The sequence below is a fragment of the Clostridioides sp. LIBA-6822 genome, from assembly GCF_056688955.1.
This window is the reverse complement of the sequence record NZ_CP196995.1, coordinates 3437381-3460030: the sequence shown is the minus strand read 5'-3', so window position 1 is coordinate 3460030 and position 22650 is coordinate 3437381. Positions and strand designations below refer to the sequence as shown.

The following is a 22650-nucleotide window of genomic DNA, read 5'->3' as shown; positions in this document are numbered from 1 at the left end:
GGATAATTGTGGAACTTAAAAGTTTTAAGGATATATTATTTAAAAAGGCTCTAAGTGAAGGTTTTGAAGAGTGTGAAATATATTATTATACAGGAGAAAATTTAAGTATAAATATATATGAAGGAGAAGTTGAAAAATACAATCTTGATAAGTCTTTCGGTTTATCTTTTAGAGGTAAGGTAAATGGAAAGATAGGTTACTCTTATACTGAAATTTTAGATGATAAAGCTGTTGATATGTTGATAAAAAGTGTAAAAGATGGGGTAAATACCATTGAAAATGAAGATGTACAGTTTATATATGAAGGTGACAAGCACTATAATGATGTAAAGACTTATTCTAAAGAGTTGGAAAATTTAGAAGCAGATAAGTTGATTGATTTAGCTCTAGAAATGGAAAGAGAGACTAAAGCTTATTCAGATAAGGTAGTAAATTTATCTAGATGTACTATATCTTATTCTGTATCAAGCAATGGTATATATAATACTAAAGGTCTTGATTTGAGTAATACAACTAATATGCTTATAGGGTTTGTAGTTCCTATCATAGAAGACAATGGGCAAAAATATGATGGAGTAGGATACAATATAGCAACTTCTATTGGAGAAATAAAGCCTTACGAGATAGCAAAACTTGGTGTTGATAATGCTTTATCTAAAGTAGGTGGTAAGAGTATTCCATCAGGTAAATATAAAACTATACTGTTTAATGAAGCTATGGTATCTTTACTTAGCACATTTTCTGGAATATTTAATGCAGATTCAGCTCAAAAAGGATTATCTTTATTAAAAGACAGAGAAGGAGATATGATAGCATCTCCTATAGTTACAATAGTTGATGACCCACTTTTAGAAAATGGTATGGCATCTACTCCTTTTGACGATGAAGGAGTAGCCACATTTAAAAAAGAAGTCATTTCAAATGGAAAGCTTATAACTTTACTTCATAACTTAAAGACGGCTAATAAGGCAAATGTAAAGACTACAGGAAATGGAATAAAATCTTCGTATTCATCACCTATAGGTATACATCCAACTAACTTTTATATAGAGAAAGGAGATAAATCTCTAGATGAAATTATGAAGGATATAGGTGAAGGATTGATGGTTACTAGTTTTGCAGGTCTTCATTCAGGTGCAAATTCAGTAACAGGAGACTTTTCTTTGGCAGCTAAAGGTTTTTATATTAAAGAAGGGCAAAAAGCATTTCCAGTAGAGCAAATTACAGTAGCAGGAAACTATTTTGACCTATTGAAAAATATTGAAGTTATAGGAGAAGATTTAGAATTTCCAATGAGTAGTATAGGCTCACCTTCAGTTGTTATTAAAGAATTATCAGTAGCAGGTAAAGATGAATAATTAAAAAGTAATTGTATAGGTAAAAAGCCATGTTAATCAAAATTAACATGGCTTTTTACTATGTAATTTAAGTTTTAGTATTTAAATCATAGAGACGGATTTATATGCATACAATTAATATCATATGTTAAATTTAGAGGAGGATATATTATGAGTGATGCACATTACGATATGCACAAGAGAAAGGGATATTCAAGTGATGAACCATACCCAGAAATAAGAGTCTTAGGACCAAATAAGTATTATGCAGAACTACTGATGGATGATTATTCTGGTAGAGCTAGTGAATTTACAAGTGTAACACAGTACTTGTACCATGATTTTGATTCAGATGAAAATTATAAAGAACTTAATGAAATGTGGGTAAATATATCTATAACAGAGATGTTACATATGGAGATATTGGCAAAGACAATAAGATTGTTGGGTGGAAACCCTGTATACAGGGGTTCTACAAGTTCATGTGGTGCATATTGGAATGGCAGTTTTGTATATTATGGAGATTCCATTTGCGACAGACTAAAATCAGATTTACACTTGGAGTATGTAGCTATTGATAATTATTATAGAGATATAAGTATTATAGAAGACCCTTATATAAAAGCTATATTAAATAGAATAATTTTAGACGAAAAAGTTCATGTAGGCTTGTTTAAAAAAGCAATAGAAAAGTACTGCAGATAAACTCGAAAGTTTAGCTATTCATAATTTTATTCATATATATAAAATAGATATCATAAATTTTCTTGAAGGGAGTTGCTATTGATATGTATTATGTATATGTAAATGGTATAAATATAGCAGTGTATGATTTAAATCCGCACGCTAAAAAAACAGTACTTTTTATACATGGTTGGCCATTAGGGCATGAGATATTTGAATATCAAACTAATATACTGCCAAAACTTGGATATAGAACAGTTTCAATTGATTTAAGAGGTTTTGGCAAGTCTGATGCAACATCAGGAGGGTATAATTATAGCCAATTAGCAGATGATATTTATAAGGTGGTGCATGCTCTTGGATTAAGAGATTTTACCCTTGTTGGTTTTTCAATGGGGGGAGCAATTGTACTTAGATATATGAGTCTATTTCATGGGTATGGTGTATCAAAATTGGCATTGTTTGCTGCCGCTGCACCATCATTTGTACAAAGACCTCCAGAGTTTCCATATGGTATGACACGTGAGGATGTTAATAAATTAATAGCTCAGGCATGTACTGATAGACCAGAAATGGTAAGTAATTTTGGAGAAAAAGTATTTGCATCTAATCCATCAGAAAGCTTTAGAAGGTGGTTTGACGACATTGGTTTTAGCGCATCGGGTATTGGCACGATTGGAACAGCTGTATCTTTAAGAGATGAAGAATTGTTTAACGATTTAAAATGTGTAAGAGTGCCAACAGGTATATTCCATGGAAAATTAGACCAAGTATGCCCATATGAGTTTGCAGTTTTTATGAATGAAAAAATAGAAGATTCAACTTTATATACTTTTGAGTATAGTGGTCATGCTATATTCTATGATGAACTCAAACTATTTAATCAGGAATTTTTACAGTTTTTAGAGGAATAGAAATATTTTAGTAGTATTTAAAAATAAGATAATATTATATAAAGTGGTATAGATTAAGTCTTATGCCACTTCATATACTATAGATAAATGGGGTTTTAGAACTATCACTAAGTTCTGAGACCCTATTATTATATGTCATTAAAGTTAACTGCTATGTATGTTATTTAGGAAGAATTCCTCTATAAAGAGAAATTAATTAATCTATAATCAAAAATAAAAATAAATGCTTATCTGAATAAAGAATATGTCTATTTATTTATATGTATACTTTTGTATAGGACTGATATTGCTGCTGATATAAGTATTATACCCATGAAAGCAGGGGAAGCATGACCAAATGATACATAGATTTGACCTCCAATGATAGGTCCAATTATTCTCGCTAAAGATTGAATAGATTGGCTACCTCCTTGAATTCTTCCTTGTTCACTAGAATCAACAGATTTGGATACCATTCCATTGAATGAAGGTCCAAAAATTGAATCACCAAAGCCAAATATAAACATTCCAATAATAAAAAGGGGATAGAATGAGAGTAAAGCTGATGCTGCAATAAAGCAGTAACCTGCAATCTCCGAAACCATTCCTAAAATTACTATTTGTACATCACTAAGCTTTAATAAAAGCTTTGGCATTATAAAACCTTGTGAAATTATATCTTGTATACCCATAATTGAAAACATAAGCCCAATTAGTGTAGGTCCCCAATTGAAAGTATCTAGTGTAAATTGAGAAAAGACAGCCTGTAAAGAGCCATTGGGTATCCAAAGTAAAAATCCTGAGATAAGTAATCTTTTTAAGTTATTTATGGAAAGTACATTTATGAGTTGAGTAAAGGGATTCAATCTTACAAAAGTAATCTTCTTAAGTCTATTAGTTTTGTCAAGGCTCTCAGGCATATATAAGAATCCATAGATAAAATTTAATAAAGTAATTGTTGCACCGAAATACATAGGTACAGAATAACCAAATCTTGCAAGTAATCCTCCAATAGTGGGTCCTATAGCAGCACCTGCACCTGCAACTGCACTAACCCACCCAAAGTATTTTGTTCGTTGTCCTATAGGGGTGATATCTGCAAAATATGCGAAGATAGTACTTATACTACCTCCTGTTAGTCCTTCTATTATACGTCCTGCAAATAATACCCATAGAGCTCCTCCTATACCAAAGATTAAGTATCCAATTGCAGAGCCTAGGAAGCATATTAAGAGTAAAGGTCGACGGCCATATCTATCACTTAAGGCCCCAAGTCCAGGAGCAGCAAAAAATACACAGAATGCATAAATGGATGTAAGTAGAGTAACGACTATGGCTTGATTTTGGGGGTTAGTTATATAAGGTTGTACTAAGAATGGAACAACAGGATTTATAATACTGAAGCCTATTCCACAAAGAAACACAGACATAAGACCAAATGTTAAAGCTTTTTTATTTAGGGTTTGTTCTATGCTTCCTCTATTGTTTGATTTAAATTTGAACATTTAAATTCTCCTTTCAAAAGTTGGTTTTGATTCCTTGGAAACATATTTATCGTATCATCATTTTGTTTCTTTGTCAACAAAAAATGGCGATAAAAAAGCAACCTGTTCTCATCAGAGTTTGGTTGCTACAGTTTCATTTTATTCATTTAAATTTATTCTGATTTAATATCTATATCAAGTTTTCTAATCTCTGCATCCAAATGCCTGTTATACTTTTCTACAAGGTTAATCATACTGTTAAACTGTTCTTCTGTTACATCTTCAAATACAGTTTTATCTCTTTCTTGAAATTCTCTATGCAGTTCCTCATGAACCTTGTTAATTTCTTTTCCTTGTTTAGTAAGCCTAAAATAGATTTCTTTTTTGTTATCCTGTTTTTGATAACTTTCAATATAGCCTTTTTTCATGAGCTTTTTAGTTATTTTGCTCATAGCTCCTCTAGTCATATAAAAAGATTCTGCAAGTTTTGTTACGTTGGAATCTGTATTTTTTGCAATGTATTCTATACAATGTACCTCAGAAGGTTTATAATCCTTAAGTGCCTCTTCCATCTTAGACTTATTAAGCCAAGCCAGTTTGTTAAATAAGTTCCTAAAGCCTGTTATGACTTGTTCTTCTTTATTCATGAACCGTCCTCCAATTCGTTGATGCATTAACAATATTATATTAAATTTTTGTTACTATTACAACAACGTCAAAATAATCATATTAGAAATTGAAGTATAGATGAAAAAATAGAAGATACACTGTTTTCCTATGGAAAATAATAACAAATGATATAAAATATGCTTTTTAAGATTTAAAACTTTTTTAAAAAGTGCTACAATAGACCAAATTATTAGTTTCTATATTCACTAAACAGGAGGTGATGGTATGAAAAAACATAATATTTTATTTGTATCAACAGATGACAAAATAAATATAGATATCTCAAAACAATTAGAAAATATATTTGGAGAATTTTGTAATATAGATAATTTAGTCTATATGGATAGCATAAATATTGAACTATTAAAGTATGAGCTTATAGTATGTTCAGATAATGAGATAAAAGAGCATATACACAATAATATAGATAAAAATATACCTATTGTAATAGTACATCGTACAATAAATATTGAAAATATAAACCAGATAATAAGTATAGAAAATGATTCTGAAGTTATGGTTATAGATGATTATAAAGAATCAGCAGATGAAACCGCCAAGATAATTAAAAAATTAGGATTAATTCATATTAATCTAATACCATATTATCCAGGATGTGATAAGTCTAAATGTGAGATTGGAATTATTACAGGAAGTAGAAATAGAGTACCACAGAACTTAAAGCAAATAATAGATATAGGGGCTAAAATAATAGATATAAATACAGTTATAGAAATCTTTACAAAGCTGAATATATCTATAGATAAATTACATATTATTAAAGAAAAATATAATGAAGACACAGTAAGTGGATATAGATACTATACAACTATGAATAAAACTATGAAGAGTTTTTTGGAGATTATCGATGAAGGTATTGCTTCTATTGATAAATTAGGGAAATTTATATATTGCAATAAAGTATTTTCTAATCTAGTTGGAATAGACCAAAATGAGATTATATCTAATAATTTTATGGATTTATTTAGTGATAAAATTATTAAAAAAATATTTTTTCAAGAGGATGAAGTTAGTGATGAAGTAGTAAGCCTAAATAACAAAAAACTCATAATTAATAAAGTAAATGTGTATGAAAATAATGAACGAATAAAAAGTATTATAAGTATTAAAGATATAAGTGCAATTCAGATGCTTGAGGATAAGATTCAAAATAAATTTCAGACAAAGGGATTTGTATCAAAGTACACATTTGAGAATGTTGTAGGTGAGAGTAAAATAATAAAAGAAAAAATTAATATAGCAAGAAAAATAGCATCTACAGATTTTTCTGTGTTGATACTTGGAGAAAATGGAACAGGAAAGGAAATATTTGCCCAGGCAATACACAATGAGTCTCTAAGAAAAGACAAGCCGTTTGTTGCAGTCAATCTATCTTCTTTGTCAGATACACTTATTGAAAGCGAACTTTTTGGGTATGAAGAAGGCAGTTTCACAGGTGCGATAAAAGGCGGAAAAATAGGGATATTTGAAAGAGCACATACAGGAACAATTTTTTTAGATGAGATAGGTGATATCTCTCTAGAGGTACAGCAAAGATTGTTGAGAGTTTTACAAGAAAAAGAAGTTATGAGAATGGGCGGAAGTAAAATTATACCAATAGATGTTAGGATTATAGCTGCTACAAATAAAGATTTGAAGAAAAAAATCAAAGAAGGTTCTTTTAGAGAAGATTTGTATTATAGGATTAATGTATTACATATAGAAATACCAAGGCTTAGGGAGCGTAAGGAAGATATACCCCTTATAAGTAAGTATTTTTTGGATGAAATAAATAGCAATAAATGTTTTACAGAAAAATCAATGCAGGTATTAAAATTGTATGAGTGGCCAGGTAATGTGAGAGAGCTTAAGAATTTGATTTATTATATCGACACTATAGTAGAGGAAGATAGAGTAGACTATGAGCATTTGCCAGAACAATTTAAATTTCAAAATAACAATACTTTAGTTAATGAAAATTTTGATTCAATTATATTGGATTTTAAACAATCAAATTTCTTTAATGAGAGTATTTGTATATTGATGAGTATAGAAACTTGGAATAATAAAAATATATCATTAGGAAGAAATAAATTACAAGAAATCTTAAAAGAAAAAAGTATGACATTAAGTGTAGACCAAATTAGAAAAAGAATAGATAAGTTAAAAAAACATGGATTACTGTCATCTGGAGTAAAAAAACAAGGGAGTTTTATAACTGATGAAGGAAAGAATTTTATATCATATGTAAAATTTAAGGGGGAAATATAGGGGGCTATAAATGTGAAATCCCCTAAAAACTCCCTATAATAATTCTAAATAAGTAAAATTATTTTAAATATTGAGATAATTTTAAAAATATTAAATTAAAAATAAAAAATATTATTTCTAATAAACAGTAGTAAATCATCACTTTACTACCGTTTTTATTTTTTGAAAGATTTAATATACAATTAAAATTTATATTTTGGCATATCAATTGCTACATAGTGAAAATATAAAAAATTGTAGAATTTGGAGGATATTGTTATGAAGTCAGCTTATAAAGGATATGAAGCTTATAGTTATTTAGAAAAGGGAAAAGATATTTCATATATTGAGATGTGTAAAGGAGATAAGAGAGTAAAAGAGTACCTTATCGAGTTAGATGATGTTCAAGAAGCTAAGGTTAAAAATATAGTAGATAACAAAATATTTATATCACTACATGAACATCCAGTTTTATTTCCAGAACACTTAGAAAGAGATATATTTGAATACAATAGAGAGGGCAAACAAAGATGTGCTTATGAAGCATTATCAAGAGGATATTACGATGCTATATTTGATAATTTAATGGATGGTGTATGTACAATAACATCAAATGCAGGATGGAAGTGGGATGATATATTAATAGATTTAGGTATGAGGTTATGTGATTTAGCACACCAAGATTTTGTTATAAAGTGTGAAAAAGTGGAGGATATATACAGAGCTAAAAGTGAAGGTAAAGTGGCATTAATACCAACACTAGAAGGGGCAGCACCAATAGAGAATGAACTTGATAGAATAGATATACTATATGGATTTGGTATAAGGTTAATGGGTATTACATACAGTGAATCCAATGCACTAGGCTCAGGATTAAAAGAAGAAAAAGATGGCGGTCTTACAAATTTTGGTAGAAAAGCTGTTGAAAGAATGAATAAGATTGGAATGGCAATAGATTGTTCTCATGTTGGAGTACAGACAACACTTGATGTTATAGAGTATAGTAAGGACCCAATAATATTAAGCCATGTTGGGGCAAGAAGTTTATGGGATACAAAGAGACTAACTCCAGACGAAGTGCTAATAGCATGTGCTAAAAAAGGAGGGGTTATAGGTGTAGAAGCAGCACCTCATACGACGATAACTGAGAAAAATAAAGAACATTCAATAGAGTCATTTATGGAGCATTTTGAGTATATTAAAAATTTAGTAGGAATAGACCATGTGGCTTTTGGGCCAGATACAGTATATGGTGACCATGTAAAATTACACTCAGTACTAGCTGCTAGATTTGATATAAAAAAGATAACAGGTACAAAAGAACATCCAAAAGTAGAATACGTAAAAGGTCTTGAGAATCCAACTGAGACTTCAAAAAATATTGTTAGATATCTAGTAAAACATGGTTATAGTGATGAGGAAATAGAAAAGGTACTAGGTGGAAATATACTTAGGGTATTGAAGCAGGTATGGAAATAAGTAAATAGAGTAGAAGTATTAATAAAATTTGAGGATTTATAGGGAGGTTTTATAAATGGATTATTTAAAATTAGCTAATCATCCACTCTTGTGGATAGCAAGTACAGTAGCAGTATCAATAGTAGTAGTACAGTCACTTATATTTGCTATAAAGTCTTGTAAAGTTGGTAAAACAATGGGAATAACAGATAAACAAATAAAGTCAGCTGTCAAAAGTAGTGCTATTTCAGCTATAGGACCTTCAATGACTATATTTGCTGGAATGGTATCACTTATAGTTACTATGGGTGGACCTATAGCATGGATGAGACTATCTTTTATAGGTTCTGTAATTTTTGAATCTATGTCAGCTGGATTTGGTACAGATGCATTAGGTATAACTTTGGGTTCTTCTGAAATGACAAAACTTGCATTTACAAATGCAGTTTGGACTATGATACTGGGTTCTTTAGGATGGATAATATTCACATTACTATTTGGACATAAACTAGACAAGATAACCAATGTTATATCTAGTGGAAAGAAATCATTTATACCAATAATATCTTTAGGAGCTATGCTAGGTTCATTTGCATATCTAAACGCTGATAGGGTGTTGCGTTTTGATAATGGTACAATCGCATGTATAAGTGGGATGGTTATAATGATAATATTATGTATGCTTGAAAAGAAGAAAAATATAAAATGGTTAAGAGAGTGGGGGCTTACAATATCAATGTTCAGCGGAATGATAATAGCTTCAATAATATAAAGGGGGGAGTTTTATGAGTAAAGTAAAATCTATATACAATGAAGAATACTTACCTTTTATGATAAGGTATGGAAGATTGACATTATCTTTGGGTATTATAGCAGCATTGGTACCTGGAATAATTTTGAGTTTTGGATTTGGTCTTATGCCTCCAATATCAGCACTATTGGCAAGTACGATGGCAATTGTTAGTATGAGTGCACCAAACTATATAATAGAACCAGTTTCTTATTCGCCAATTTTAGGTATACCAGGAACTTATATGAGTTTTCTTTCTGGGAATATATCTAATATGAGGCTACCATGTTCAATAGCAGCTCAAAAAGCAGCAGAAGTTGAATCAGGAACAGAAGAAGGTTCAATAATATCTACAATAGGTATAGCTGTATCTATTTTAGTGAATATAAGTATATTAACGATAGGAGTAATTCTAGGAGGAAGTGTATTATCTAAGATTCCAGCTGAAGTAGTAGAGAAACTAAATTTAATCTTACCAGCTCTATTTGGGTCAGTATTTGGACAAGTATTTTTACAAGATAAAAAATTAGGTTTAGTAGCAATAGTAATATCTGTATTGACTATTATATTATCAAAGCAAGGTATAATACCTCAGTCTTTAGTAGTTCTTATATGTGTATTTGGAACTATATTAATTGCAAGAGCTATGTATAAAGATAAGCTTAGTGATTAACAACAGTGAAATGATAATAAGTTTTTAAATATAATAATTTACTTTTAAGGTATAAAAAATTACAATGAATATTACTAAAAATGTGGCTTTAGGGAGGGAGTATCTTGATATACGATTTAATCTTAAAAAATGGATTTATAGTAGATGGTACTGGAAATACTGGTTTTTATGGAGATATAGCAATTAAAGACAATTTAATAGTTAAAATGAATTCTGAGATAAATGAAAATACAAATAAAGAAATTGATTGTTGCGGAAAAGTTATAACACCTGGATTTATTGACCCTCATGTTCATGAAGAGATAGTAGCAATACTAGATGGCAAATTTGAAAAATTCCTAAAACAAGGAGTTACAACAACTATAAATGGTAACTGTGGACATTCTATAACACCATATTCTTCTGAAAATATATATGAATATATGTATAAAAACGGCCTATTACTTGAAGAAGAGAAAAAATATCTTATAGATAAAAATAAATATTGGAATGATTTTACAGAATATTGCGACCTTATATCTGAAAGTAGTATTTCTATTAATATGGGATTTTTATTGGGGCATGGTACTATAAGATGGAGTGTTATGGGAGGGTCTAAAGATAGACCACCTACAGAAAAAGAAAAAAATGAAATTGCAGAGATAATAAATGATGGCATGAAAAGTGGAGCTTTTGGAATATCTACTGGATTGGCATATATACCAAGTAAGTATGCTGATATTGATGAACTGGTTGATATTGCAAAGTTAATTAAAGAACATGATGGTATATATACATCTCATATTAGAGATTACATAGGAAGATATAATGCAGTAAAAGAAACTATAGAGGTAGGTCAAAAAAGTGGTGCTAGAGTCCAAGTATCGCATTTAAGTCCAGTTGAAGTAGAAGCCTTTGATGAGATATTAAAAGCAAGATACAATGGTGTTGATATAATGGTTGATACAGTGCCAAGAAGTTCTGGGCATTGCATGAAGAAAAAAAGAGTGATTCAATTTATTATGGCAATATCATCTAGTCTATTTGAATTAGGTATAGATGGAGTAATGGATGCTCTTAGAAATGAAGAGGGAAGAGCGCTTATATTAAAAGAGGCATTTATACTTGGAGATAGAGGGAGTATAATACTCCTAAACACTAAGGATATTGACATGGAAAAGAAATCAATACGTGAAATAGCCATACAAAAAGGTATGGATGAGGACAAGTTATTACTCGATTTACTTTTATATGGAGATGAAGAGCTTATCTTTTGTTTAGGGGGAATGTATAGAGCTGATTTTCCGGATAAATTGCATGATGATAAAATAATTGATAACCCATTTGTTATGGTTGGTTCAGATTGTTTGTTTAGTGTAGGTGGGGATATGTCATGGTTTGAACTACAAAGAAGAGGAGCTTTTCCAATTTTCTTCAATATGTACAGAAAATCAGGTGTAAGACTAGAAGAAATTGTAAGAAGAGTAACCTCATTACCAGCTAGGCAGTTTAAAATAAAAAATAGAGGTATTCTTGAAGAAGGAAAAATAGCTGATATAGCTGTTATTGATATGGAGAACTATAGTTATCCTAGGTCAGAAAATATTGATTTTTCAAATCCACAATTATTAGCTACAGGTGTTGAATATGTAATTGTAAATGGAAAAATTGCATTGGAAGATGGGAAGGTTACTGGTAATCAATATGGTGAAGTATTAAAAAAATAAATTCTTGAAAATAATAGAAATCTAAAAATTAAATAAATACCAAACAAGTAAAGACGAAATTTGAAATTTATTTAAATAAAAATCATGTTTCGTTTTTACTTATAGTAATAAAATTTAATTTATTTTAATAAAAGTGAAGATGCATATAAAAAATATTTCTATTCTGTAGTGAAAAAATTAATATTTTTAAACATTAAATTATGTAGAAAAATTGGATAAATAAAAAATTATATCGTTTTGGGAAAAATACTTTATAAACAAAAAATGATAAAATTATAACGAAAATATGGAAGTTATATTAAAAAAATAATTATATGTTTCATGACTTAAAAATCATAGAAATAATTCAAATTATGTTATATATATTAAAATGATATAAAATAAAATTATGATTTTAAATATATACGTTTGTTGGTTGTGAGTATATGTAAAATATAGTATTTATCACAGTATTACAGTTGTCTGATAAAGAAAATTTCTAACTGCTTAAGAAGAGCTTTTCTACCTATTAGTTAACATAATTTACTTATACAAAATATGATAAATGTAATATAGATAAGTATTATATATTATGGTTATCGTAGAAATATAACATGTAAAATAACTTTAGATTAAGCTATAATTCTTTATATATATCTTATAAAGCTAAGTAAAAATGATAAAAAAATAACATATATTTAAGCATTAAAGAATTTTAATTCTGACTTTGTTCTACAAAATAAGTATTATTTTTATTTTAAGAAATATAAATAAAGTTGAAATTAAATTGTCAGAATAATCTTGACAGTATAAAATCATGACTGTATAATACAATTAAAAATCGGATTAATTACCTAGTTTACAAAAAATAAAAATAATGCTAAAAGCAAACGTTTTATTTTTTTAGTAAGTAATCCTCCGCCACTCCTTAAATTAGAGCTTTTCTAATTTCAAAATGTATAACTAAAACTTCATAATTTAACTGTGCAATATTTATTAGGCTCTAACTTTTAAGGTTACTAATAATTTATTACATAGCTCCATACATTTGGCGGCAATGGCGGGAGCGATAAGGGGTAAGATATGGAAAATTACAAGTATGGATTTAACGACAAGCCAAAGTTTCTAACAGCAATACCGCTTAGTATGCAACATGTTTTTTCTGCTTTTGCGGGTACTATGTCTGGTGCTATTTTAGTAGCTGTTGGCATGGGTCTCTCACTAAGTGAGACTGCATTTTTGATTCAATGTTCGATGTTGATTGCAGGAGTGAGCACCATACTGCAATCTATGGGGATTGGGCCAGTAGGGTCACGGTTGCCAATTGTTACTGGTGGTAGTTTCACCTTTGTAGCACCATTAATTGCCTTAGGTACAAATAATGATGTTGGTATTGCTGGAGCTTTTGGGGCAGTACTTGTAGGAAGTGTAGTTTTAACTTTAGTAGGACCATATGCAGTAAAATATTTGCATAAATATTTTACACCTACGGTTACAGGAAGTGTCGTTTTAGCAGTTGGGTTATCACTTATGAGTTCTTCGTTTGACTATGCAGTATCATTTGATGTTCATAGCCCAGATGTAGTTGCTAATTTTTCTTTAGCTGTATTTACATTGCTGTTGACACTCATTTTAAATCAATTCGGAAAAGGTTTTCTAAAGGTAGCATCCATAATAATTTCAATAGTGATAGGGTATGTAGTAGCAGTGATATTTGGTATGGTTGATTTTTCTAGTATGGCACAAGCAAATTGGTTTGCAATGCCAAAGCCTGTATTTTGGGGGCTGGAGTTCAACTTAGGGGCTATTATGACCATATGTACGATTCATATTGTTACAGTTATGGAAATAATAGGAGATACGACAGGCGTTGTCAGCTCTGTTGAGAATCGATTACCTACACAAACAGAATTGATGAGAGCAGTAAGAGCAGATGGAGTTGGAAGTTGTTTTGCAGCTTTGTTCAATGGACTTCCAGTTATATCAGGTAGCCCAAACATAGGAATAATTTGTATGACAGGTGTTGCAAGTAGGTACATAGTAGCACTTGGAGGAGTAATGTTAGGTATTTTAGCATTTTTCCCAAAGTTTGCACAAATATTAGCTTTAACACCAGACCCAGTTATTGGGGGAACATTAGTTATGATGTTTGGAACAATTGCATCATCAGGTATTAAAGTTATTGGAATGGGTAAAATGACAAATCGCAATATAACAATTTTAGCAGTTTCATTAGGTATTGGTATGGGTGGTTATTTTAACCAAGCTGCATTAGCATTTTTACCAAGTATAGTAGTCACTTTAATGACTGGTATATCTGGAACAGCTTTATTGTCTTTAATACTAAATATCATATTACCTAAAGAAAAAGAAGATGTAGTTGAAAGTGAAGTAAGTTGTAAAGCTTAGAGAACGTAATTCTAAAGGATATCCAAGAAGGAGCGCCTTGCTTCTATTTTTTTTACCAAAAATAGGATTGAACTTTGAAGGAAACCTAATAGCTTATAATACAATCTGAAAGGATATCCAAGAAGGAGCGCCTTGCTTCTATTTTTTTTACCCAAAAACCTTAAAAATTTGAATAATCAAAAGATATGATACTCATTTTAATAAAAGTATAATCTGAAAGGATATCCAAGAGGAGCGCCTTGCTCCTCTTTTTTTAGCCATAATTAGAGGGCTTTGTGTGAAAAAGAGTTGAAAAAAGGGCTTAAATAATATAGACAAAGTAATTAAAATCTCAATTTTGTAGAGATATACATAATTAAATTCTGTAGATGGAAGGTGAAGATTATGGAGGTTATTGAACTCGATATAAATGGCAGAGTCAGAGAGGTAGCCATAGAAAATAAGTGGACTTTACTTTATGTCTTAAGAGAAAAATTTAATCTAACTGGAAGTAAATGTGGATGTAGTACAGGTGATTGTGGAGCTTGTAAAATAATTTTAGATGGAGAAGCAGTGAATTCATGTCTGATTTTAGCAAAAAACGCAGTGGGTAAGAAAATCCTGACAATTGAAGGGTTATCAGATGGAGTCAGTATACATCCAATCCAACAAGCATTTATTGATTGTGGAGCTGTACAATGTGGGTATTGTACTCCAGGTATGATAATGTCAGCAAAAGCTTTGTTGGATAAAAATCCAAATCCTTCTGAAATGGATATTAGAAAATCCATAGACAATAATCTTTGTAGATGCACAGGATATGTAAAAATTGTTGAGGCTATACTTTTATCAGCAAAAAGGATGGGAGGTGTGGTATGTGAGTAATGAACTAAGTGTTATAGGTGGAAGAGTTCCAATAAGGGATGCCGTGCTTAAAGCCACTGGTCAACTTAGATATACAGCAGATATGAAAATCCCGAATATGCTATATGCAAAAGTATTATTTAGTCCTGTAGCACATGCAAAAATCAAGAGAATAGACACATCAAAAGCAGAAAAGTTAGAAGGAGTAAAAGCTGTAGCTACATATAAAAATTCACCAAGAATAGCTTTTAATAGTGCAATGAGGTTTTATGAGCATGAGTTGCCTGAAGTTGAATACATTTTTGATGATGTTGTTCGTTTTGTGGGGGATAAAGTTGCAGCTGTTGCAGCTGAAGATTTAAAAATAGCTGAAAAGGCATTGAAACTTATTGAAGTTGAGTATGAAGAATTACCTTCAGTATTCAATCCAGAAGAAGCAATAAAAGAAAATGCATATCCAATACATAAAGGAGGTAATAAACTTCCAGAAAATGTGCAAGAATGTGGAAATGTGGAAGAAGCTATGAAAAAAGCTGATTATGTTTTTGAAGATAAATATACACTACCAGCTATACATCATGGAGCTATAGAAACTCATGTTGCTATTGCAGATTATGATTATAGTGGAAAACTTACAGTTTATAGCCCTAATCAAAATACTTTTGCTTTTAGAGTAATATTATCTAAAATATTTGAATTGCCAATGAATAAAGTAAGATTGATAAGTCCAGCTATTGGTGGTGCTTTTGGAGGCAAATTGGAAATTACTATTGAGCCAATAGTAGCTTTGCTAGCAAAACTATCAGGTAGACCTGTCAAATTAGAGCTTAATAGGAGAGAAACTATAGCCTCAACAAGAACTAGACATGGTGCAGTTGTATATCTAAAAACAGGTGCTATGAAAGATGGTCAAATTATAGCACAAGATATGAAAGTTATTACAAATACAGGAGCATATGCATCAAGTGCCTTAAATGTGATAGGAGCTATGAGCCATAAAGTATTTAAAGCATATAAAATTGAAAATATGAGATACACTGGGATTCCAGTGTATACAAATACTCCAATTGCAGGAGCTATGAGAGGATATGGTTCTCCACAAGCTTTCTTTGCTCAACAATCACAACTAAATAAAATTGCAAAGAAACTCAACATGGATATTTTAGATTTACAACTTAAGAATTTAGTTGAGCCTGATGGAATAGATCAGCGATTTAAAAGTCCTCATGGAAATCCAAGACCAATGGACTGTATCAAGAAAGGAATGGAACTATTTGAATGGAAAAAACAGATTAAACAACAAAACGATTCAAGTGGTAGATTCTTAATTGGTATAGGTATGGCAGTTGGTTCACATGGAAATGGATGCTTTGGGGCACATAGAGATATAACAGCTCTGATGCTTAAGATGAATGAAGATGGTTCAGCTGTATTATATACAGGTACTCACGATATGGGAAATGCATCTGTAAGTGTTCAAGTACAAATTATATCTGAAATACTTGGAATAAGCCAAGAAAAAATAGAATGTATACAGGCAGACACAGAAGCATCACCATGGAATCTAGGTGACTATGCAAGTAGAGGAGTATTCGTATCTGGAAATGCAGCTTTAAAAGTTGCAAATTCAGTGAAAAAACAACTTTTAAAAGAAGCATCGCAACTTTTGGAAGAGGATGAGGAATGTATAGAATTAAAAAATGACAAAGTATATTCTATTAAAAACAAAGATAAACAAGCTACATTGTGTGATGTCATGATACATGCACAAAGAGTAAATTTAAGAGAAATTATTGGGGTTGAAACATTTGCTTCAAATACTGGTGCAAGTTCATATGGTGTACATTTTGCCAAAGTTGAAGTTGATACAAAATTAGGAAATGTAAAGGTGTTAGAATATGTGGCAGTACATGATGTAGGAAAAGCACTAAACCCAATGTCTGTAGAAGGTCAGATTGAAGGAGCAATTCAAATGGGAATAGGATATGCGTTGACAGAGGCACTTGAATTTGATGATAGAGGAAGAATAAAGGCTAATTCATTTCGTTCGTACCACATGATAAAAGCAAGTGAAATGCCTAAGATAAAAGTAGGGATGATAGAATGTGGAGAACCTGGAGGTCCATTTGGAGCTAAGAGTATAGGGGAATGTTCAGTAGTACCATCAGCACCAGCAGTGGCAAATGCTGTAGCAAATGCATTGAAGTGTGATTTTTATAGTTTGCCATTAAAGAAAGATATTTTACTAGAGAATATAAATATTTAATCTTCTCTTATAAAAAATAGAAAAATATTTAAGAAATTTTAGATATTGTAGTGTAATAATTTTCTCTAGAGTAAGTATAAATTATGTAAATGTAAGGGGTGTGATGGTTGTGGATTTAAGGTTTAGAGATAAAGTTGTTGTGATAACAGGAGCAGGTCAAGGCTTAGGAGCAGGTTTTGCTTTAGATTTTGGTATAGAAGGGGCAATTGTAATTTTGCTTGGTAGAACTAAAAGTAAGTTGGATAATATTGCAGAGAAAATCATCAAATCTGGCGGTAGAGCATTTGTTTCAGTTTGTGATGTAAGTAACTCTGAAGAAGTAGACAATTGCTTTAAAAATTTAATAGAAAAATTTGGAGTTGTAGATGTTTTGATTAATAATGTTGCTATTCATAAATCATCTCCAGTAATTGACACTACAGCTGAAGAATGGGATGCTCAAATAAAGACGAATTTGAGTGGAACTTTTTATTGTACTAAGGCTGTTCTCAAGACAATGATAGATAAAAGATATGGAAAAATAATAAATATTAGTTCTACAGCAGCAAAGCACTTTTTTCCAGGATTTGGTGCATATGCAGCTTCTAAAGGAGGCGTGGTAAGTTTTACTCAAACTTTATCTGAAGAAGTGAAAGAATATGGAATTAATGTAAACGCAATATATTTAGGAATGACAAATACAGAATATACAAGAAAAAGATTTGACTATGATGATGCAGTTACAATACCACTTGCAGAAATGTTGCAAGTAGAAGAAGTATCAAAGGTTGTGACTTTTTTAGCATCTGATGAAGCTAGTCCAATAATGGGGGCTGCAATTGATGTCTGTGGAAAAAAGGCATAAATAAAATATATTGAGAGGTATAAAAATGATAAGTTTAAATAAAAAGGCAATGGTAGTAGTAAGAGAAATACTGGAAGATGCAGAATCATTAGGATGTGAAGTTATTAAGACAGATTGTGGAGCAACTATAATTGATATGGGTCTAAATTGTAGTGGAAGTTGGAAAGCAGGTGTTTTATTTACCAGAGCTTCCATAGGTGATTTAGGAATAGTAACACTGGGAGATTTTAAATTAAATGAAGAATATTCTTTTTCATCTGTTGAAGTATTCATAGATAAGCCTTTAATTGCATGTATGGGTTCACAGATTGCAGGATGGAAACTGGGTGAAGGAGAGTTTGCAACTATAGGGTCAGGTCCAGCAAGAGCTTTAGCAAGAGTTAAATCAGATTGGTATTTTGAAATGACTCCATATGAAGATGATTATCATGAAGCAGTCTTATGCATTCAAGATGTAAAATACCCTGATGAGAAAACCATTTTAGAAATTGCAAATGCTTGTAGAGTAAAACCAGAAGACACATATATATTGATTTCACCGAGTACATGTATTGTAGCATCAATGCAAGTATCAGCAAGAATCATTGAGCAAGTATGTCATAAAATGTTTGAAAAAAACTTCGATGCAGGTCAAATTGTACTTGCAAGAGGAAAAGCACCAATAGCACCAATAGTAAAAGATGAAATTAAAACTATGGGAAGAATAAATGATGCATTAATTTATGGTAGTGAAACTGAGTTTTGGGTAGACTCAACTGACACTGCTATTGCAAAGACTATACACCAATTGGCAGGAAAAACATCATCTCCAAATTATGGAGAGTTGTTTGAGGATGTATTTGAAAAAGCAGGAAGAGATTTTTTCTATGTAGACCATGATGTACATTCAATTGGCAAAATACAGATACACAATATAAATACTGGAAAATCATTTTCATCAGGAGAGATAAACTATTCAGCTCTTGAAAGAAGTTTCTTAAAATAAATGATTTAAATTCTATTAGTTTAGGGGGATACAAAATGGTATTAGATAAAACAAGATTAGAAAAATTATACCGTGATATGGTTATGATTCGAAGATTTGAAGAAGTAATAGAAGAGTATGCTGCAAATGGAACTATACCAGGATTTGTGCATTTAAGTATAGGGCAGGAGGCTTGTCAAGCAGGTATAGTAGATGCACTTAGAAAAACAGATTATAAATTTCCAGACCATAGAGGACATGGAACTATAGCACTTTGTGGAACCGACCCAAAACTTGTAATGGCTGAAATATTTGCTAAAGCTACAGGTATAAATGGTGGCAGAGGTGGTTCAATGCATATAAATGATATTGAATGTAGAAATATGGGATTCAATGGAATACAAGGTTCTACGATGGTAACTTGCCTAGGTACAGCTTTTGCATCTGTATATAAAGAAACTGACGATGTTACAGCAGTATTTTTAGGTGATGGCACTTTGGGAGAAGGTACTTGTCATGAAAGCCTTAACATGTCAGCCACATGGAAACTACCAATTATATACTGTTTGCTTAATAATCAGTATGCTATATCTACACACTATACAGATTCTCATCCTCAAAAAGAATTAAAAACATGGGGTGAAGGATACGAGATTCCAAGTTATAGAGTAGATGGTAATGATGTAGAAGCAGTAATTGAGATAGTAGAAAAAGCAGCAGATAGAGCAAGAAAAGGAGAAGGTCCAACATTGATAGAGTTTCTTACTTATCGTTGGCAAGGTCATTTTGCAGGGGACCCAGCAGCATATAGACCTGAAGAAGAAGTTAAGTACTGGAAAGACAGAGACCCAATAAAGTTAACGAGAAAAATACTTATTGAAAGAGAAGGTATGTCAGACGATGTACTTAAAGATATTGAAGAAGAGATAGAAGATGATGTTCAAGAAATGCTAAGATTCTCATTGGAGAGTCCATCACCAGATGTTAAAGATGCAGTTACACACACATATGTTGATAGAGAGGTGGAAATAAGATAATGGGAAGAAAACTTTCGTATGGAATGGCAATAAATGAAGCACTTCATCAAGCTATGGAAAATGATGATAGAGTTTTTATATTAGGTGAAGATGTCGCTAAAATGGGTGGAGATTTTGGAATTACCAAAGGAATAATGGCTAAATGGCCAAATAGAATCAAGGATACAGCTTTATCTGAGTCAGCTATATTAGGATTATCAAATGGAGCGGCACTTTGTGGACTAAGACCCGTACCTGAGATAATGTTTGCAGACTTTTTAGGTGTTTGTTTTGACCAACTTGTAAATAATGCAGCAAAGCTTAATTTTATGTTTCAGGGGAAAGCTCATTGTCCAATTACAGTTCGTGCTGTACAGGGTGCTGGTATACGTTGTGCATATCATCATTCAGTTTGTGCAGAATCATGGTTTATGAATACTCCAGGGCTTGTAGTAGTTTCACCAACAACACCTTATGAAGCCAAGGGAATGTTACTTTCGGCTATAAAGAACGATAATCCAGTATTATTTTTGGAACATAAAATGCTATATAACGTTAAAGGTGAAGTACCAGTTGAACCATATGAGATTCCTCTATATGAAGCTGAGATTGAGAGAGTAGGTAGTGATGTTACAATAGTAGCTACTCAAATGATGTTAGGTCTAGCACACAAAGCAGCAAATGAACTTCAAAAAGAAGGAATTAATGTAGAGATAATCGACCTTAGAACTGTTTTTCCTTATGACAAAAAAACTATAGTAGAGTCAGTAGCAAAAACTAGCAGATTGGTCATTGCTCAAGAAGGACCAAGAGTAGGAGGATGGGCGGCTGAAATATCTGCCATGATAAATGAAGATGTATTTGAGTATCTAAGTGCACCAATAAAAAGAGTTACATCAATTGATGCTCCAGTAGCATATGCACCAGTTTTAGAGGATTTTGTTTTGCCAAAATTAGAAAATCTAATTAGAGCTTGTAGAGAAGTTATGCAATATTAATCAAGGGAGGATAAGTCATGATTACAGAGGTTAAAATGCCAAAGTTTGGTCTTTCTATGGAAGATGGGACAATTGGTACATGGTTGATTGAAGAAGGTGCCATTGTAAATAAGGGAGATGAACTTTTAGAAATTGAAACTGATAAGATAACAAATACAGTTGAAGCTACAGAAAATGGAGTACTAAGAAAGATACTGTTTGAAGAGGGTGAAGTTGTAGACTGTGGAGAAATAATTTGTATAATTGCAGATGAAAATGAAGATATTAGTGGGCTTAACCCAACAGTTAAAGCAGATATAGAAAAAGAAGAAGATACTCCAAGCTTAGAGCAGATAACAGAGGTAAAAAATTTAGTGGTAGAGAAGAAAATAACTCCAAGAGCTAAAAAAATAGCTGAAGAAAAAGGCATTAACTACTCAAACATAGAGGGTACAGGAATACATGGAGCAATAACAATTGATGATTTAAAAAATTTCATGAATAAAAATCTAGAAGAAAAGGTCGTTGAAACTAATCAAATTAAAGTAGCTGAAAAAGGAGTACGGCAAGATGCTACATCTATTCCTCAAATAAAGAGTGCTAAGGCAACTATAGGGGAAAATGATGTGGTAACTAAAATGACTCAAATGCAAAATATAATAGCGAAAAAAATGCATGAGAGTTTATTGACAACAGCTCAAACTACGATTGCTACTGAATTAGAAATTACAAATCTAACCAAAGTATATAAGAGTCTAAAAGAAAAGTATAAAAATGTAGGTGTTAAATTGAGTTATACAGCTCTTATAATAAAAGCTGTAGCCCAAGCACTCGAAAATCATCCTAAACTTAGAACACAAGTATTTGATGAAAATCATTTTAAAATAAATGATGAAATTAATGTAGGTATAGCTGTAGACATTCCAAATGGATTAGTAGTACCTGTAATAAAGAATGCAAATTTAAAAGATTTAAGAACAATATGTATAGAGTTGAGTGATTTAAGTGAAAGAGCTAAAAATAATCAGTTAAATCAAGATGAAATGAGTAATGGAACTATTACTATAACTAATTTAGGCATGTTCGGAATAACATATTTTACTCCAGTATTAAATACACCAGAAAGTGCCATTTTAGGTATTGGAAGTATAATAGAAAAGGTTCTTGTAAAAGATGGTGCATTTTATGCTGGTTCTATAATGAATATGAGTTTGACTCATGACCATAGAGTGGTAGATGGAGCCCCTGGTGCACGTTTTCTTCAAGAAGTTACTCAAAATCTCTTAGATTTTAGATGGATGTAAAATAATATTATAAGCACCACAGTAATCGACAGATAGTTTGTTATGCGTTTCTCGAAAGATTTTTCTCTCCAAACTATCTGTCAAAATTAAAGTATGGCAGAAAA

At 31.3% G+C, this 22650-nt stretch carries 18 protein-coding genes; 16 read left to right on the top strand and 2 right to left on the bottom strand.

Annotation, left to right across the window (positions count from 1 at the left end):
* Window positions 1-8: 8 nt before the first annotated feature.
* From ACTG48_RS16465 to ACTG48_RS16455, 3 genes are all read left to right on the top strand, one after another.
* A complete protein-coding gene (locus ACTG48_RS16465; protein ID WP_479917422.1) occupies window positions 9-1358 on the top strand; it encodes a TldD/PmbA family protein in 1350 nt (449 codons plus the stop codon).
* Window positions 1359-1508: 150 nt separating this feature from the next.
* A complete protein-coding gene (locus tag ACTG48_RS16460) occupies window positions 1509-2042 on the top strand; it encodes a ferritin-like domain-containing protein (RefSeq protein WP_021385885.1) in 534 nt (177 codons plus the stop codon).
* An 83-nt stretch (window positions 2043-2125) separates the two neighbouring features.
* On the top strand, window positions 2126-2935 hold the full coding sequence (locus ACTG48_RS16455; RefSeq protein WP_021385929.1) for an alpha/beta fold hydrolase: 810 nt from the start codon (window positions 2126-2128) through the stop codon (window positions 2933-2935).
* Window positions 2936-3183: 248 nt separating this feature from the next.
* Here the strand turns inward: ACTG48_RS16455 and ACTG48_RS16450 are convergent, their stop codons facing one another.
* Complete coding sequence (locus tag ACTG48_RS16450; RefSeq protein ID WP_479917421.1) at window positions 3184-4419, bottom strand: MFS transporter; 1236 nt, start codon at window positions 4417-4419, stop codon at window positions 3184-3186.
* Between the two features lie 152 nt (window positions 4420-4571).
* Window positions 4572-5045, bottom strand: a complete 474-nt coding sequence (locus ACTG48_RS16445) for a MarR family transcriptional regulator (protein WP_021385842.1) — start codon at window positions 5043-5045, stop codon at window positions 4572-4574.
* 247 nt (window positions 5046-5292) lie between these two features.
* On the opposite strand from ACTG48_RS16445, the gene ACTG48_RS16440 reads away from it, so the two are divergent.
* The 13 genes from ACTG48_RS16440 (at window position 5293) to ACTG48_RS16380 (ending at window position 22546) form a co-directional block, all read left to right on the top strand.
* Window positions 5293-7338 carry a sigma-54 interaction domain-containing protein gene (locus tag ACTG48_RS16440; RefSeq protein ID WP_021385845.1) on the top strand — a complete coding sequence of 682 codons (2046 nt, stop codon included), beginning with the start codon at window positions 5293-5295 and terminating at the stop codon, window positions 7336-7338.
* 258 nt (window positions 7339-7596) lie between these two features.
* Window positions 7597-8796, top strand: a complete 1200-nt coding sequence (locus tag ACTG48_RS16435) for a dipeptidase (RefSeq protein WP_479917420.1) — start codon at window positions 7597-7599, stop codon at window positions 8794-8796.
* Between the two features lie 55 nt (window positions 8797-8851).
* Entirely contained in the window at window positions 8852-9547 is a 696-nt protein-coding gene (locus ACTG48_RS16430) for a DUF5058 family protein (RefSeq protein WP_021385864.1), read from the top strand.
* A 13-nt stretch (window positions 9548-9560) separates the two neighbouring features.
* Window positions 9561-10238: a hypothetical protein gene (locus ACTG48_RS16425; RefSeq protein ID WP_479917419.1), complete on the top strand. Its 678-nt coding sequence runs from the start codon at window positions 9561-9563 to the stop codon at window positions 10236-10238.
* 104 nt (window positions 10239-10342) lie between these two features.
* A complete protein-coding gene (locus ACTG48_RS16420; RefSeq protein WP_479917418.1) occupies window positions 10343-11944 on the top strand; it encodes an N-acyl-D-amino-acid deacylase family protein in 1602 nt (533 codons plus the stop codon).
* A gap of 1062 nt (window positions 11945-13006) precedes the next feature.
* On the top strand, window positions 13007-14332 hold the full coding sequence (locus ACTG48_RS16415; protein WP_044213891.1) for a solute carrier family 23 protein: 1326 nt from the start codon (window positions 13007-13009) through the stop codon (window positions 14330-14332).
* Window positions 14333-14716: 384 nt separating this feature from the next.
* Window positions 14717-15196, top strand: coding sequence for a (2Fe-2S)-binding protein (locus ACTG48_RS16410; protein ID WP_021385912.1), 480 nt, complete (start codon window positions 14717-14719; stop codon window positions 15194-15196).
* Window positions 15189-17441 carry a xanthine dehydrogenase family protein molybdopterin-binding subunit gene (locus ACTG48_RS16405; protein ID WP_479917417.1) on the top strand — a complete coding sequence of 751 codons (2253 nt, stop codon included), beginning with the start codon at window positions 15189-15191 and terminating at the stop codon, window positions 17439-17441. The genes ACTG48_RS16410 and ACTG48_RS16405 overlap by 8 nt, the downstream gene beginning before the upstream one ends.
* Window positions 17442-17550: 109 nt before the next feature.
* Window positions 17551-18285, top strand: a complete 735-nt coding sequence (locus tag ACTG48_RS16400) for an SDR family NAD(P)-dependent oxidoreductase (RefSeq protein WP_479917416.1) — start codon at window positions 17551-17553, stop codon at window positions 18283-18285.
* Window positions 18286-18310: 25 nt separating this feature from the next.
* Window positions 18311-19270 carry a methenyltetrahydromethanopterin cyclohydrolase gene (gene mch / locus ACTG48_RS16395; protein WP_021385945.1) on the top strand — a complete coding sequence of 320 codons (960 nt, stop codon included), beginning with the start codon at window positions 18311-18313 and terminating at the stop codon, window positions 19268-19270.
* A gap of 35 nt (window positions 19271-19305) precedes the next feature.
* Window positions 19306-20286 (top strand): thiamine pyrophosphate-dependent dehydrogenase E1 component subunit alpha, encoded by a 981-nt coding sequence (locus tag ACTG48_RS16390; protein ID WP_479917415.1) that lies wholly within the window; start codon window positions 19306-19308, stop codon window positions 20284-20286.
* Window positions 20286-21263, top strand: a complete 978-nt coding sequence (locus tag ACTG48_RS16385) for an alpha-ketoacid dehydrogenase subunit beta (RefSeq protein ID WP_479917414.1) — start codon at window positions 20286-20288, stop codon at window positions 21261-21263. The genes ACTG48_RS16390 and ACTG48_RS16385 overlap by 1 nt, the downstream gene beginning before the upstream one ends.
* A 17-nt stretch (window positions 21264-21280) precedes the next feature.
* Window positions 21281-22546 carry a dihydrolipoamide acetyltransferase family protein gene (locus tag ACTG48_RS16380; RefSeq protein WP_479917413.1) on the top strand — a complete coding sequence of 422 codons (1266 nt, stop codon included), beginning with the start codon at window positions 21281-21283 and terminating at the stop codon, window positions 22544-22546.
* Window positions 22547-22650 lie beyond the last annotated feature (104 nt).